Origin of the sequence: uncultured Corynebacterium sp., from assembly GCF_946998835.1 — a bacterium.
Lineage (GTDB): Bacteria > Actinomycetota > Actinomycetes > Mycobacteriales > Mycobacteriaceae > Corynebacterium.
In genome coordinates, this window is record NZ_CAMQAZ010000028.1 from 17,134 (window position 1) to 32,703 (window position 15,570).

The 15,570-nt window shown below is 61.0% G+C and carries 14 protein-coding genes; all 14 read right to left on the reverse strand.

The genetic code is table 11. The features are described from left to right. Positions 1 to 26: 26 nt before the first annotated feature. Positions 27 to 3,521 (reverse strand): chromosome segregation protein SMC, encoded by a 3,495-nt coding sequence (gene smc / locus Q0U90_RS09460; protein WP_297454111.1) that lies wholly within the window; start codon positions 3,519 to 3,521, stop codon positions 27 to 29. 71 nt (positions 3,522 to 3,592) lie between these two features. Further along, the gene (locus Q0U90_RS09465) at positions 3,593 to 4,909 is read right to left on the reverse strand and encodes an ammonium transporter (RefSeq protein WP_297454114.1); all 1,317 of its coding nucleotides are present in this window, start codon (positions 4,907 to 4,909) and stop codon (positions 3,593 to 3,595) included. 219 nt (positions 4,910 to 5,128) lie between these two features. Beyond that, complete coding sequence (locus Q0U90_RS09470; RefSeq protein ID WP_297454119.1) at positions 5,129 to 5,410, reverse strand: acylphosphatase; 282 nt, start codon at positions 5,408 to 5,410, stop codon at positions 5,129 to 5,131. Next, positions 5,400 to 6,860 carry an alanine/glycine:cation symporter family protein gene (locus tag Q0U90_RS09475; protein WP_297454205.1) on the reverse strand — a complete coding sequence of 487 codons (1,461 nt, stop codon included), beginning with the start codon at positions 6,858 to 6,860 and terminating at the stop codon, positions 5,400 to 5,402. Before Q0U90_RS09475 ends, Q0U90_RS09470 begins: the two co-directional genes overlap by 11 nt. Before the next feature lie 18 nt (positions 6,861 to 6,878). Next, positions 6,879 to 7,742, reverse strand: coding sequence for a bifunctional DNA-formamidopyrimidine glycosylase/DNA-(apurinic or apyrimidinic site) lyase (mutM, locus tag Q0U90_RS09480; protein WP_297454122.1), 864 nt, complete (start codon positions 7,740 to 7,742; stop codon positions 6,879 to 6,881). Further along, a complete protein-coding gene (gene rnc, locus Q0U90_RS09485; protein WP_297454125.1) occupies positions 7,742 to 8,470 on the reverse strand; it encodes a ribonuclease III in 729 nt (242 codons plus the stop codon). Before rnc ends, mutM begins: the two co-directional genes overlap by 1 nt. 42 nt (positions 8,471 to 8,512) lie before the next feature. Next, entirely contained in the window at positions 8,513 to 9,073 is a 561-nt protein-coding gene (locus tag Q0U90_RS09490; protein WP_297454128.1) for a YceD family protein, read from the reverse strand. Between the two features lie 29 nt (positions 9,074 to 9,102). Beyond that, entirely contained in the window at positions 9,103 to 9,870 is a 768-nt protein-coding gene (locus Q0U90_RS09495) for a DivIVA domain-containing protein (protein ID WP_297454131.1), read from the reverse strand. 10 nt (positions 9,871 to 9,880) lie between these two features. Next, the gene (gene coaD / locus Q0U90_RS09500) at positions 9,881 to 10,354 is read right to left on the reverse strand and encodes a pantetheine-phosphate adenylyltransferase (protein ID WP_297454134.1); all 474 of its coding nucleotides are present in this window, start codon (positions 10,352 to 10,354) and stop codon (positions 9,881 to 9,883) included. 54 nt (positions 10,355 to 10,408) lie between these two features. Next, positions 10,409 to 10,975: a 16S rRNA (guanine(966)-N(2))-methyltransferase RsmD gene (rsmD, locus tag Q0U90_RS09505; protein WP_297454137.1), complete on the reverse strand. Its 567-nt coding sequence runs from the start codon at positions 10,973 to 10,975 to the stop codon at positions 10,409 to 10,411. Beyond that, positions 10,976 to 11,248: an acetyl-CoA carboxylase biotin carboxyl carrier protein subunit gene (locus tag Q0U90_RS09510; RefSeq protein WP_297454140.1), complete on the reverse strand. Its 273-nt coding sequence runs from the start codon at positions 11,246 to 11,248 to the stop codon at positions 10,976 to 10,978. 23 nt (positions 11,249 to 11,271) lie between these two features. Next, complete coding sequence (locus Q0U90_RS09515; protein WP_297454143.1) at positions 11,272 to 13,422, reverse strand: ATP-dependent DNA helicase RecG; 2,151 nt, start codon at positions 13,420 to 13,422, stop codon at positions 11,272 to 11,274. Between the two features lie 4 nt (positions 13,423 to 13,426). Continuing rightward, positions 13,427 to 14,929 (reverse strand): DAK2 domain-containing protein, encoded by a 1,503-nt coding sequence (locus tag Q0U90_RS09520; RefSeq protein ID WP_297454193.1) that lies wholly within the window; start codon positions 14,927 to 14,929, stop codon positions 13,427 to 13,429. 6 nt (positions 14,930 to 14,935) lie between these two features. After that, a partial coding sequence (locus Q0U90_RS09525; RefSeq protein WP_297454196.1) for a uracil-DNA glycosylase occupies positions 14,936 to 15,570 on the reverse strand: 635 nt, incomplete at its 5' end.

The window sequence follows — 15,570 nt, forward strand, 5'->3', positions numbered from 1 at the left end:
ATGCAGTATCAACTACTCTTCATCACCTACTCCGCCGACGTCGCCTCGGACGCGGACGCCGGTGACATTCGCTGCGAGATTACTCGTGTCACACCGTCGCCCCGCATGGTCACGCCGTAGAGCACATTCGCAACGTCCATCGTCGGTTTCTGGTGCGTAATGACAATCAGCTGGCTAGTCGCACGGAGTTCCTCCAGCAGCGCGATGAGGCGGCGCAGGTTAACGTCGTCAAGCGCGGCTTCCACCTCGTCGAGCACGTAGAAGGGACTCGGGCGAGCACGGAAAATTGCGACAAGCATAGCCAGCGCCGTCAGCGACTTCTCGCCACCGGAGAGCAAAGACAGGCGCTTAACCTTCTTGCCCGGTGGGCGTGCTTCAACCTCTATGCCCGTCGTGAGCAGGTTGTCCGGTTCGGTGAGAACCAATCGTCCGTCGCCGCCGGGGAAGAGCGTTTGGAAGACCGCCGGGAATTCTGCCTCAACGTCCTTCCACGCGTCTGCGAAGAGCTGCAGAATCGTGGCATCGACTTCCTCGACCACATCGGTGAGATCCTGGCGGGCTTTGAGGACGTCGTCAAGCTGGGTGGACAGGAAGGAGTAGCGCTCCTCCATCGCCTTGTACTCCTCCAACGCCAACGGATTGACGCGGCCGAGCACGCGCAGGTCCTTCTCCGCCTGCTTGAGCTGCTTCGTCACGGCCGCGCGGTCAAAGTTCTCGTCGGGCGTGAAATCCGCGAGTAGGTCGTCGACGGACAGTCCCAGCTGGTCGACGATACGCTCCGCGGCTTCCGTCACGCGCACCTGCGCCTGCGCACGGGCAATATCTCCCTGGTGCGCCGAGTCCGTCAGTTGCGCCAATTCACGTTGCGAGGTGTTCGCCTCCGTGCGAGCGGCTGCCAGCGCCTGGGACACCGTCTTCTTCTGCGCCTCGGCATCATCGCGGTCAGCCTCTGCCCGCGCCAGCGACACGTGGACCTTCCCGTGCAGATCCTCCGCTAGCTCCGCGACGGCTTCAGCCAACTCGCGCTGTGCAACCTTCGCCAGCTGCGCCTGCTCATGGCGAGCCTTCGCCACTCGCTCCGACGCCGCCTGCCGACGCAACCGCTCGGCCTTGCCACGCACACTCGACAGACGCTCCTCAGCTGTGCGCAGCGACAGGCGTGCCTCCGTCTCCATGGCACGCACCGCCGTCAGCGCCTCCGACGCACGGTCGCGTTCGCTTGTCGACGGTTCCCCCTCCTCAGGGTCACGGTCAACGCGAGCCAGCCGGTCGGCAACTTCCGCCAACTCCTTGTGGAGCTTCGTTACTCGCTCAGCCGCCTCGGCCCCGCGCTGCTCAGCACGTTCGGCATCATGAACCACTCCGGACAGCTGCGCCGTGGCTCGAGTGCGGGCATCTGTAAGCACCTTCATGCGACTCTGGTGTTCGCGCAGAGCTGCGCGGGCGGCAGCCGCGTCCGTGCGGCGGTCCTCCTCTTCGGCCTGGGCACCGGAGAGCACACCACCGAGGTCGCTCAAGCGCGTCTGCGCTTCCGCCAGCTCCTCGCGGGCCTTGGCGATGTCCGCGGCAATTTCCACGCCCGAGGCAGATCCACCGGCGCCGCCGGCTACCCAGCCGAAACCACGCAGCACGCCATTGCGGTCGACGACGCGCAATCGCGTGTCCTGTTCCACCAGGTCACGAGCGACCTGCTCGTCGTCGCAGGCCACGACGTCAACGAGTAGAGAGGTCAGGGAACCCGAAAGGTTGGCAGGTACCGTCACGTGGTCGAGCAACCAGGAAGCCTGCGCGGGCAAAGTGATGTCCAACCGCCAGGAATCGGATGCGTCCGCAGAATTGATAACAACGGCGCTGCCCTTGCCGGAGGTCACCAGCTCGTCGATAAGCGACTCGCCACTGCCTCCGCTGACCAATGCTTCGGCGGCCGCGCCGAGGGCGGCGCTGAGTGCTTTCTCCCAGCCGGGGTCGACATCGATGACCTCAGAGAGCGCGCCGAGGCCGTGCTTTTCTCGCAACCACGCGGTGCCGTCGTTGGCGGCGGCGGTGCGGGCGGTCTCGAGGGCGTCGATACGGGCGGATAGGCCCGAGACGCTGCGCTCGAGATCGCGCTCGTCGGCGCGGAGTTCCTTCAGACGCGTGGTTGCCAGCTCTGCTTCGCGGTTAGCCTGCTCAAAGGCACCCTGCAGCTCGGGGCCTTCGAATTCGGCCTCGGCGAGTTCGTGGGCGGCGTTTTCTACGGCTTCAGTGGCATCGGCGCGGCGTTCGTCGGCCTCATCGGTCTGCTCGCTAAGTCGCGCGGCCTCGGCTTCGGCAGCTTCCAGGCGGGTACGCAGCGATTCTTCTGCGGAGATAAGGCGAACCACACCTTCACGGCGGTCGGCAATCGCGCGAACGGCAGCGAGGTGCTCCGCCTCGGCTTCGCGGAAAATCTCCTCGGCATCGAAGAGTGTTTCGCGGATTTCCTCCAGTTTTTCGCGGGCCTCTGCTTCCGCCTCGGCGAGCGTAGCTTCCTCGGTAGCGGCATCGTCGGCACGCTGCTCCAGGAAGTCCGGGTCGGGGCCGACCCATGGGGTAACAGAGTGGTCGGCTGCGCGGTCGGCAGCGATACGGGCGGTCGCCTGAATACGTTCGCCGAGCGCGGAGAGGCGGAACCACAGGTCACGGGCGGCGTCCGCGGCTGGAGTGATCTCCTCCAGTTCGGCTTCCAACTCTGCGGTACGCTCGGCGGCAATCTCGGCGCGCTCAGTGGCAGCCTCGACCTTTTCCTCAATGAGTTTGGCCTGACCGGCAATGTCGTTGAGACTATTCTGCAAATCCACGAAGTCAGCCGCGGCCAGGCGTAACTTGGCATCACGGAGGTCTGCCTGCACAGTTTGAGCGCGGGAGGCTGCCTCAGCCTGGCGTTTCAGCGGTTTGAGCTGACGGGAGAGTTCGCCCGTGAGGTCCTGCAGCCGGTCGAGATTGGCCTGCATCGATTGGAGTTTGCGCTGCGCTTTCTCCTTGCGGCGTCGGTGCTTGAGCACACCCGCTGCCTCTTCAATAAAAGCGCGACGTTCCTCAGGGCGGGACTCCAGAATCTGCGAAAGCCGGCCCTGGCCGACGATGATGTGCATCTCGCGGCCAATGCCGGTGTCGCTGAGGAGTTCTTGGACGTCCATGAGGCGGACGCGGGAACCATTGATTTCGTACTCGCTGGCGCCGTCGCGGTACATGCGACGCGTGACAGAGACTTCCTTATATTGAATGGGAAGTGCGCCATCGGAATTGTCGATGGTCAGAGTGACCTCCGCGCGCCCCAAGGGCTTTCGCCCCGAGGTACCCGCGAAGATGACATCTTCCATTTTGCCGCCGCGGAGGGTCTTGGCGGAGTGCTCACCCATAACCCACGCGAGTGCATCGACGACATTCGACTTTCCGGACCCATTTGGCCCGACAACTGCGCAGATGCCGGGCTCAAATTTCATCGTCGTCGCCGAAGCGAAGGATTTAAAGCCCTTCAGAGTCAGCGATTTCAAATACATGGGGCAATATCTTACCTGTAGTTACGGGTTGGGGCTGAATTACCCCATAGGGTTACTCGGTGCATTCCCTGCTATACCGCAGCCTGATTGGTGGATGTGTAGGCCGATTCACCGTGCTGAGCGAAGTCAATACCGGAGTGTTCCTGTTCGCCGTGGATACGCCAGCCGACGGTCGCCTTCAGAACTCGGGCGATGATGTATGTCAGCACTCCGGAGAACACAGCTGCGACAACGGCAATAATTACCTGGATGGCAAACAGCTTCAGGCCGTCGATGCCACCGCCGGTGAGCAGGCCGCGATCGTTAGCCAACAGGCCGACCCCGATGGTGCCCCACATCGCTGCGACCAGGTGCAAGCCAACCACGTCCAGGGTGTCATCAAAGTTGAACTTGTACTTCAGCCCAACGCCCCAGCAGGCCACCACGCCGCCGATGTAGCCCAGAATGATAGAGGTCACCGGGTTCATATCTCCAGCAGCCGGAGTAATAGTCACAAGACCAGCGATGATGCCTGACGCGGCGCCCAGCGAGGTGGGGTGTCCGTCGCGAATCCGCTCGAGCGAAATCCAGCCGAGCATACCCACACACGCTGCCACCGTGGTGTTCAGCCAAGCCAGGCCAGCAGAACCGTCAGCGGCAAATGCGGAACCACCGTTGAAACCGAACCAACCGAACCACAGTAGTGCCGCACCAAGCATGACCAGCGGCAGGTTGTGCGGACGGTGCTCGTTGGTAGCAACAGACTTGCGCTTTCCGACGATAATCGCCAGCACCAACGCTGCGGTACCAGCGGCAATGTGGACAACCGTACCGCCGGCGAAGTCAATCGGAGCGATCAGCGCTTCACCGTCAGCGGTGCCGAACAGCTTCGCCGACAGACTCTCTGCCGAGTGGCTCAGCAGTCCGCCGCCCCAGACCATGAACGCCATTGGGAAGTACACCAACGTCGTCCAGAAACCGACGAAGATCAACCAGGTGGAGAACTTCACGCGTTCAGCCAGCGCGCCGGAAATCAGCGCCACGGAGATCGAGCAGAACGTGAGCTGGAATCCGATGTCGATGATGTTCGGGTAACCATTCGCCCCCGCAATGTAGTTGCCGTCGCCATCCGTAATCGAGTTACGCAGGCCGAAGAACTCGAATGGGTTGGCAAACACACCGCCAATCGACTGCGACCCGTAGGACATCGACCAGCCCCACAGCACGTAAATGGCACCGACAACGCCGACCGCACCAAAACTCATCATCATCATGTTGAGCACCGACTTCTGTCGCGACATGCCGCCGTAGAACAGCGCAAGCGCCGGCGTCATGAGCAAAACCAACGAAGCCGAGACCAGCATCCACGCTGAATTTCCCGACTGTGCAATAACTTCTTCAGGCGTCATTTGTGCCTCCCCTGTCTGTCAGTAGGTAGTTATTAACTTAAATCACCTCCTTCCGTATTTGCGTAACTTTTTTCCCACTTACGTAGTCACTATCTTCGGTGAAACATGAAAAATCCCCCGCCACCTGCGCGAAAACATTCACGCAGAGCGAGGGATAAAAATTTCTAGATGCCTTCGCGACCTACCCCGAGATAGGGGAAGAACGCAGTTAGCACGCGCTTAACGACGGTCAAAGCTGCTCAATGTACCCTTCGGTTCCTGCCACAGCGGCACCACTGCCGTCACCTGCCCCGGCGTATTCGGACCTTCCAGCCAAGCGAGCAAACTCTCACACGCTTCCCGTGGCCCCTCGGCGACAACCAGCACCCGACCATCCGGGTAGTTCTGGGCGTAGCCAACCAGGCCCAATTCCAGCGCCGTCGCGCGGGCATACCAGCGAAAGCCGACACCTTGAACACGACCGTGGACCCACGCGGTGAGGCGGACGTCGTTAAGCGACATCGGACTCACGCACCGTCATCGGGTCGGAACCATCCCAGCACTCAATCTTGTCGTGACCGCGGAGATTCGGCAGATCATCGCGATGGAAGACCGGATTGAGCCCCTGAGCTTTCTGCTCGGAGTAGTTCTTCAACAGCGCGACGGCTACGCCACCCAGCGGGAGAATGGCAATGATGTTGATGGTGGCCATGAGCGCGGAGAAGGTGTCAGCGAGCGACCAGACCAACGGCACGGAACCGACAGCGCCACCGATGACGCACAGGATGACCAGCACGCGCATGGTATTCAGCGTGGCCTTGCTCTTGGACAGGAATGGGATATTCGCCTCCGCGTAGTAGTAGTTGCCCACCAGCGAGGAGAAGGCCAGGAAGAAGATGATGACTGTGACTGCGTGAATTGCCCACGTGCCCACCTGCGCCGACAACGCGGCCTGAGTCAGCGCGGTACCTTCCACATCTCCACCGAAAGTCGGATCTGACAGCAGGATAATTACGGCGGTGATAGTACAAACAACCCAGGTATCAAAGTAGACACCCATCGTCTGGATGAGCCCCTGCTTGACTGGGTGCGACACCGATGCCGTCGCTGCCGCGTTCGGAGTGGAGCCCATACCGGCCTCGTTGGAGAACAGGCCGCGGCGAATACCCTGCATCATGGCGGTACCGACAGCTGCACCTGCGATTTCGCGGATACCGAAGGCGTGCTCGAAGATTAGCTTGATCATGCCAGGGACCTCAGTGATGTTGAGAGCCAAGACAATCAGGCCGAGGATGATGTAGGCCACGGCCATAATCGGCACGACAACCTGCGTCACTGCAGAAATGCGCTGCACACCACCGAAGATAATGAAGCCGGCCAAAATCGCCAGCACAATGCCGACGCCGAGCTTAAAGCCCAGCGAATCCTGGCCAGTCGACTCAGCGACAGCCGCTGTAATCGAGTTGGACTGCACTGCGTTGAAAACAAAGCCGTACGTCACTGTGATTGCGATGACGAATAGCGAGGCCATCCAGCGCCAGTTCTCCCCCAGCCCCTTGGTGATGTAGTACGCGGGACCGCCTCGGTAGGAGTCCTTGTCGCGCACCTTGTACAGCTGTGCCAACGTCGACTCCACGAAGCTGGTAGCACCGCCGATGGCAGCGAGCAGCCACATCCAAAACACCGCGCCCGGACCGCCAGCGGTAATCGCCACTGCCACACCTGCGACGTTGCCGGTACCAACGCGCGAGGCCGCCGAGATAGTAAAGGCTTTAAAAGCCGAGATGCCCTTGACACCCTCCGAGATGTCCGAAGGCTTTTCAGTGATAGCCCTGAACATCTCCGGGATGTACCGAAGCTGCACGACAATGGTCCGCCAACAGAAGTACAGGCCTGCACCGCTGAGTAGCAGAATCATGAACAGCCAGTACTTGTCATTCCAGGCGTTGACCCAATCGGTCGCTTGTTCCATGAAACTCATAAGGAAATTCTAGCGCTGGCAGTTAAGACACAGATAACTCGATCTATTCCCAAATGGCAGACGCACAATCGCCCGCCCACACCTCGAGCACGGCTCCCCCGCTTGGCCATAGGCGTTCAAGCTCCGCTCGAAATAGCCACTTTCCCCATTGACGTGCACATACAGCGCATCAAAGCTCGTCCCGCCCGCCGCCAACGCCCGTTGGAGTACCGATTGGCCCTCCCGCAAAAGCTTCGCTAAGCGACGAACCGAAAGGTCGCACGCGGGCACGCGTCCATCAACCTTCGCGGCCCAGAGCATCTCATCCGCATAGATGTTGCCAATTCCGGACACGATGTTCTGATTGAGCAACACGGCCTTTATCGGCGCGCGGGACTTCCTCATGCGGTGCGCGAGAGACACCACATCGAGCTTCGACTCCAACAAGTCAGGGGCAATATTGGCCGCGGGTTCCGGTACAAAACGCCCCTGAGATTCAACCAGTTCACAGGCCCAAACCCAGCCAAAAGTGCGCTGATCGTTGAAGTTAATTAAGTGCCGAGCGCCGTCCGGCAGGACTATATCGAAAGCGGCTCGAGTGTGCCGACCGGGCTCGGTATCCGGGGTGTACGGTGGCTCCACGCGCAATTGGCCGCTCATGCCCAGGTGGATGGCGATTGCGGAGTCATCGTCAAGTATGAGCCACATAAACTTGCCGCGGCGATCCGTGGCGACAACGGTGCGCCCGCGCGTGCGCGCAATGAACTCGGGGGCACCACCTGGCTGGCGGCGCACGGCGCGCGCGTTGTAGACGAAAGTGTCATCGATGTGTCCGCCGACGACGTACGTGTCGAGTCCGCGGCGGACACATTCGACCTCAGGAAGCTCGGGCATTAGGCCAGTGCGGTATGTGCCTGATGCGCGGCGTACATCTCGGCTTCCTTTTTCGTAGCTCCGGTGCCGCTGCCTTTGACAACGCCGTCTACCAGCACGTCGACGTAGAAGGTCAGGTCGTGGTCAGGACCTGTCGTGCGCACGGTGTACTCGGCAGCCGGCATTTGCTTAGCCGCCAGGCGCTCCTGCAGCAGCGTCTTCCAGTCGCGGCCACGGGACTCCGTCGGGGCGTCGTCAATCATCTGGCTGAACAGACGAAGGACGGTCTCGCGGGCAATGTCAAAGCCGTGCTGCAGGTAAATAGCACCCAGCAGCGCCTCGGTAGTGTCCGCGAGAATCGAGTGCTTATCCGCACCACCGGTGGCTTTTTCACCGCGGCCGAGAAGAATGTGCTCCCCCAGCCCAATACTGCGGGCCAAATCAGCCAGCGCGTACATGTTCACGACACCTGCGCGCATCTTGGAAATATCCTGCTCAGCGCGGTCCGGGAAGCGACGGTAGAGTTCTTCAGCAACGCACATGCCCAGCACGGCGTCGCCCAGGAACTCCAGACGCTCATTATTCGTCAACGCGCCATTTTCATTTGCGAAACTGCGGTGAGTCAGAGCGAGCTTCAGGGACTCCTCCGGCAGTTCAACACCTAGTTTTTCCAGCAGCGGGGCGTGATCGACAGCCTCGAAGGCCGCCGACCTTGCCGCCTCGCCGGTTAGCCGACGCTTGCGGCTCATCCGTCATATCTCCTTATAAGTCTTCGTCTAAGTCGTCGATGACTACTTTTCTTCACCGAGCGAACCGAACTTTTCCGCCAGACCGGCCCACCGCGGATCAATTCGCTCTTCTTCCCCCGAGATGCCGTCTGGCTCCGGCACATCCGACTCCGATTCAGCACAGCTGGAGTCGAAGTCTGCACATGTCGGGTTGAAGGGCAGATTCAAACCCGCCTCGTCGATGACGGCCTGAGTGATGTCGACCGTGTTGTCAACAATCTGGCCAACCTCATCATCGAGCTCCTCTTCATCGGCATCGTCACCAGTAATGAAGTCCTCTTCATTGGAAAAGACCGCAGAGATGTGGAAACTGAGCTCCGGATTCAACGGAGCAAGACAGCGCACACACTCACCGGTTGCCTTCGCAGTCACGGTCGCGTCAACCATGACACCACTGCCGAGATTTGTGGCAATGCCGTCGACGACAACTTCCTCGCCAGCGGCGATGCCAATCATCTCGGCACCGACGCGAACAGGGCTGTCACCGACCTTGCGGAACTGTTCGGGCATGTCGTCCCGCAGACATGTAGAGACGTCCAGGATAAATGGGGATGAGTCAGTCATGATAGACCTCAGTCTACCCCGAAGATGCTCTAACGCTCGTACCGGCGACGTTCCTGCCCATCAGCGACGGAGGACTGAGCATTCTGTGTACCCGCACCGGCACCTCCGCCGACGGCGCCGGCACCCGACCGCAGTACGGAGCGATTACGGCCGACATTGCGCAGGGTCTCCTGCAGCGTCTGCTCGAACTCCGCCAGCTTGGAGTCCACGTAACGGTCGCACTCTTCGCGGAGACGGGAGGAATCAGCGTGCGCATCAGAGAGCAGTCGATTCGCCTCGTCATTAGCTTCGCGGACAACCGTAGATTCAGCGACCAAACGAGCCTGCTCTTCGCGACCTTCCGCAACCGAGCGCTCGTAGGAGTCATTACCAGCGCGAACCAGGCGATCGGACTCGTCGGCAGCGCGATCCAAAATGCTGTCGTACTCCCGCTGAGCATTCTCGCGGAGGCGACGGGCATCATCATCAGCAGCTGCGACCGTACCCGCTGCGTGAGCGTTGGCATCCTCAATGGTGTGGTTAGCGCGCGCCTCTGCCTCATCGACAATACGATGAGCCTCGTCATCTGCAGACGAAATAGTGTTGTTCGCCCGCGCTTCGGCATCATTGATAATCTCATCGCGCTGGTCCAGTACGTCCTGCGCATCATCGAGCTCGGTTGGGAAAGCATCCCTGAGCTCGTCAAGCAGCTCGAGGACACGCTGACGCGGGACCATACAATTGGCCGACAGCGGCACACCGTGTGCCTCTTCTAGAATCTGAACCAGTTCATCAAGGGATTCGAAGACGCGAAACATGACTTACATGCTACTTCAGTCGGAGCTGCAGGGCGTGCAAGACAGGCTCAGGAACTAGACCTTCCACCGAACCGCCATAGCGGACAACTTCTTTCATCAGCGTCGACGACACGTGACCGTACTTCGGATCGGCTTCCACAAAGAGAGTCTCAATGCCTGTCATGCGACGGTTCATCTGCGCCATCGGCGCCTCGTACTCGTAGTCCGCCGCCGACCGCAGCCCCTTGACCAGGCAGGTTATGCCATGGGCAGAGGTGTAATCAACCAGCAGCTTCGCCCAGGAATCTACCCGCACGTTGTCTAAGTGCGCCGTGCACTGCCGAATGAGATCCATGCGCTCGTCGACATTGAACATGCCCTGCTTATTCGGATTGTGGGTAACCAGCACGGTCACCTGCTCGAACTGGCGCGCAGCACGCTCAATCACATCGAGGTGTCCGGAGGTCATGGGGTCGTAGGAACCGGGGCAACATGCGTGAGTCATAGAGGTCAAACCACCTTGGGCCGTCGTAAAGCGGAAAACGTGAAGCGTTGTAGGTTAAGCGTTGTAAATAGCGGTGTCGAAGCGGGCCATACCGTGGATGCGGCGCTTGAGCTTCTGCTCTAGCTGCTCGTAGCCCTCCGGCCACTGCGTCTCCTCATCATCGCGGTGACGCTCCACCGTCACAACAGCCCCGGGGGCGAGGAAGCTGCGCAGTGCCTCGAGCATCTCGGTGACGGCCTCCCCCGACAGTTCGTAGGGAGGATCGGCGATGACGCGGTCGAAAGGCTCGCCCGGCGCGCCCGCCAGATACGACGACACCTTCATCGGAGCCACGGTCACATCGGGGTGCCCCACGGTGCGGATATTCTTTTCAATCGCTGCGATGGCGCTGGAATCGTTTTCCACGAGCACGACGGAACGAGCGCCGCGGGAAGCTGCCTCCAACCCGAGCGCACCCGAGCCGGCAAAAAGGTCGAGAACGCGGGTTCCCTCTAGCCCGAAACGCGTGGACCAGGAGGAAAAAATAGCTTCCTTCGCGCGGTCACTGGTCGGCCTGGTGGTGTCTCCCTTGGGGGCGACTAGCCTGCGGCCACGTGCTTCACCTGCAATAATGCGGGTCATCTACTTCCCTTCGTGCGATCTGTTCTCGTTGCCATTGTTGTGCGCCGAAGCGGTTCCAGCTGTCGGGTCGATTCGTGCCAGTAGCTGACCGCCTTCGACATCCACGAACTGACCTGCCCCTACCTCCGCGACCGTGCCCGGGCAGGGCGCCACGACCGGAGCCTCTAGCTTGACGGCCTCCACGACCGCAATGACCTGGCCGGTCGTCACCGACTCATTCTCGGCGACCTCCCAGCGGACTACTCCTGCAAAAGGTGCACAGACATCTACCATGCCCAACAGTCTACTGAGGACTCCTACGAGCGGTCCAAGTAGTTCGACTGCTCTTCGTCGATATCGGCGATGAGTTCGGCCACCAGCTTCTCGTCGCCGTCGAGGAGAGCGGCGGCGTCGTGCCGAGTGCGCTCGATGATTTCGCCATCGGTGGTGAGGTCAACCAGCCCGAGGCCGGTGGCCAGCCCCGATTGGTCATCGCCGAGCAAATCACCGAAGCTACGCGTGGCCAGGTCCAGCTCCGCCAGTTGAATGCCGTCGGTGGTCGCGGCAATGCGTTCTAGCCGGCTGCGTTCCGGTGTCTGTGAAAGAGTGTGCGTGCACAGGAAACACAGACCACCGCGGTCGCCACGGCCAACACGACCGCGTAGCTGATGGATCTGCGAGATGCCATAGCTCTCGGCGCGGCGAATCATCATCACCGTGGCCTCCGGCACGTCGACGCCGACTTCAATGACTGTCGTGGAGACCAGCACATCCAGCTGTCCTGCGGCAAAGGCCTGCATGACGCGATCTTTTTCCTCCGGTGCCATGTTGCCGTGCAGCTGGCTAATCCGAACTCCGGGGAGTTTCTTCTGCGCGCGGTCGAATACCGCTTCTACTGATTCGTCGAGGAACTGTTCCTCATCACGGGTAATGCGGGGGCAGACAATAAAGGCACGATTGCCCTTGGCCACTTCTTCCCCGATGCGCTCCCACGTCCGTGCTTCCCAGCGCGGTTTCTCCAGCGTTGGTACGACAAAGGACTGAATCTCCTGTCGCCCCCGCGGCAATTCCGTCAACTGCGATACTGCGAGGTCACCAAAGATAGTCATGGCAACAGTACGCGGAATCGGGGTTGCCGACATCACCAGCAGATGCGGTGTCATCCCGCCCCGGCCTCTACTGCGCAGCTGGTCACGCTGGCGCACACCAAAGCGGTGCTGCTCGTCGACGACCACGAGTCCCAAGTCAAAAAACTCTACACCCTCACTGAGCAGGGCATGCGTGCCGACGACAATATCCGCCTCCCCGTTGACCGCCTCCAACAGGGTTGCCCGGCGCGCCTTGGTCGACATCGATCCGGTGAGCAGTCGCACTGTCGCTGCTACTCCGGCCTGCTCCAGCATCGCTGTCAGTGAGCGGTAGTGCTGCTGAGCTAGAACTTCAGTCGGTGCGAGCATCGCGCACTGTCTGCTGGCATCGGCGGCCTGCAGCATTCCCAACAGGGCTACCACGGTCTTACCCGAGCCAACCTCACCTGCCAGCAGGCGGTTCATAGGGCTGGTTTGCGACATATCGCGCGCAATATCGGCTGCGACCGCGACCTGGCCGTCGGTAAGCGAGAACGGCAGTCCTTTGCGTAGATCGTCGCGAAGTCCCCCGGAGACTTCCACGCAGGCCGGTGCGGTGAGGCTGGCTTGAGTGCGTTTGCGTGCCCCGACGGCGAGTTGGATTTCGAGCGCTTCGTCGTACTTCAGGCGGGCAAGTGCGATGTCGGGGCCTGCGATGGAGGGAAAGTGCGCGCCACGCAGTGCGGAGTCAAAATCGGTGAGCTCCAGCGGGGTTGCTGGCAATGGGTCGGGCTGGAGCGGCAACCATTCGAGGATGCGCTGCATATACAGCGCCAAGTGAATACCCGCCACACCCTTGCGGCCACGATAAATGGGCAGGTACGGGCGCGTGAGCAGTCGCTGCATCTCCGCAATACCCTTGGCCGTCTTCGTAAGCGTGGCCAACTTGCCGGTAGCAGCGCCGACCGAACCATCTGCTTTCAGCACCATGCAGTCAACGTTTTTCAGCTGCAGCTCATTGCGGAACTCACTGAGCGTGCCAACAATAAGCAGCCGCACACCCGGGTGCACCATATTGCGCAGCCATTCCGCCCCAAAAATCGCCGCAGGGAGGATGCGTACACCGTCGCTGACATAGATTTTCAGCGGTTTGCGCCGGTCAGCGAACGCGGGTGTCGGCGAAATGCTGTGCACCTCCACCACCGTGGTGATGGTGTCGCCGATGTCGGAAAAGGACACATCTAGACTCTTGCCCTGCGCCACATAGCGCTTTGGGAAGTTCGTCAGCGCATCCGCGACGGTCTCCATACCGAAAGCCGTGTGCAGTTTCTTCGCAATCTTCGGTCCCACCACAATATTCAGGGGCGTGCGCGCATAATCCGAGCCGAGCCATCCGAGCATCGTGCTACTCGATTCCTACCTGCACCAGCTCATCAATACCGGCCGCATCATAAGCCACAACCTCTACCGGCCTATCCAACCGCGCCCGCACATCTGCCACGTCAACGCCCTCGGCTCCGCGCCCCAGCAGCAGAGTCACCAGCTCTCCACCGCCAACCAGCAGTTCAGAGATGATCTCCGTAAGCGCGTCTGTCAGAGGCTTATCGACGTCCGCAGCGACCGTTGCCGTCCGCGTGCCATTGGCGGCCTCCCCCATCGCATATGCGGCCACTGTCAGCGGCAGCTCGGAGGAATGCACCGCCAAGGCGGCAAGGCCAGCGGCGATCGAATCGGTGGCGACCACCGCGAGTGTGGGGTTCGCCGCGGCGGCACTGAATTCGATGTCAGCTAATTCTTGGGAGCTGACCAGTCCATTTGGGATGAGGATTACCTCGTCCGCACCGCGCATGGCAGTCAGCGCCTTGGTGACCACATTGTCAGCGAACTCCTGGTCAGCAGTGGCTGCGCGATTCTTTGGCGTCGGGCTTATCGCGATCGCCCCAGAGGAAGTGATGAGGTCCTTCAGTGGACCATCCGGCACTACTGCGATAAGGATGCGGGTGGACTCCGGTGTCGGCACCGGTTCATCGAGCACCTCGATGCGGATTCCCTCCGGTCGACCGAAGTCGAGCGCGGCCTCGATGACAGCCCCCGGCTCCACGGTGTGGATATGCACCATGTACTGCGCCGTCTCCGCGCCCCCGGCATCACCGGCGATGATGAGCGAATTGCCCAGCGGTTTCAACCGCTCCCGCAGTTCCTCCACCGACTGAGTATCCGCCAGGGAAATTACGTACATGACCTCCATCTCAACGGTGGCTGCGTGGGGAGCATCGACATGCAAGTCGACCGGTGAGGCTGTACGGCCGCTGACTTCGTCGGCAAGCGCGTCAAGCAGAATGACCAGCCCCGCGCCGCCAGCATCAACAACGCCCGCCTGCTGCAGTGCCGGAAGCTGGTTGGGGGTTTTTGCCAGCGCGTCACGAGCGGCATCCGCAATGGTGTCGGCGAGCTCCTCGATGGAATCGCCCTCGAATTCCTCCGCGGCAATCGCGGCGTGACGCAGGACTGTCAAAATTGTGCCCTCGACTGGATTGGCAATCGCCTGGGAGACATGCTGCACGGCTAGCTTCAGCGAGTGCTGCACCGACTCAACGCCAATGCCGTTGCCGGACGCAGCCTCGGCCACCGCGCGGAAAACCTGCGAAAGCACCGTGCCCGAATTGCCCCGAGCACCGCACACTGCACCGGCAGCCAAGGCCGCGGTGACTGCTCGAACATCGGAAGCATCAGCCTTTTGTGCTTCCTCATACGCCGAGGTCAACGTCGCGAGCATATTGGACCCAGTATCGGAGTCCGGCACCGGGAAGACGTTGAGACTGTTGATCTCATCGCGACGGCATTGAAGCGCATCAATACCCCGGGCTACCCAGCCGACAATGGCGGCAGAACCTATCTGCGAAGACATGAATTCCTATTCTAGCGTCCAGTCGATAGGGGTAGCCCCCTGGCGGACAAGCGACTCATTTGCCCGACTAAAGGGGCGCGACCCGAAGAATCCACGGGATGCTGACAGCGGTGACGGGTGCGGCGAGCAGATACAGTCCACGCCAGGGAGCCAACGCTGCAAACTCTGCGCATCGCGTCCCCACAGAATTGCCACCAGCGGCTGGTCACGGGCGACTAGCGCTTTGATGGCATGCTCCGTAATTGCTTCCCAGCCCTTACCTCGATGCGAGGCTGCCGCGCCCGGGCGCACAGTCAGCACCCGGTTGAACAGGGCCACGCCCTGCCTGCTCCACGGTGTGAGATCACCGTTTGAGGGAGTCGGGAGCCCCAGGTCGGAGGAGTACTCCTTGAAGATATTGGCCAATGACCGCGGCACCGGCTTCACATCCGGTTGAACCGAGAAGCTAAGGCCCATCGCATGTCCCGGTGTCGGATACGGATCCTGTCCGATGATGAGAACCTTCACCTCATCGAAGGGATATGTGAAAGCGCGCAGTACATCGGTGCCCGCAGGCAGGTAACCGTAGCCGGCCGCGTTTTCTTCACGCAGGAACTGCCCCATCCGGTGAATGTCATCGGTCACTGGCTCCAGCGCCTTTT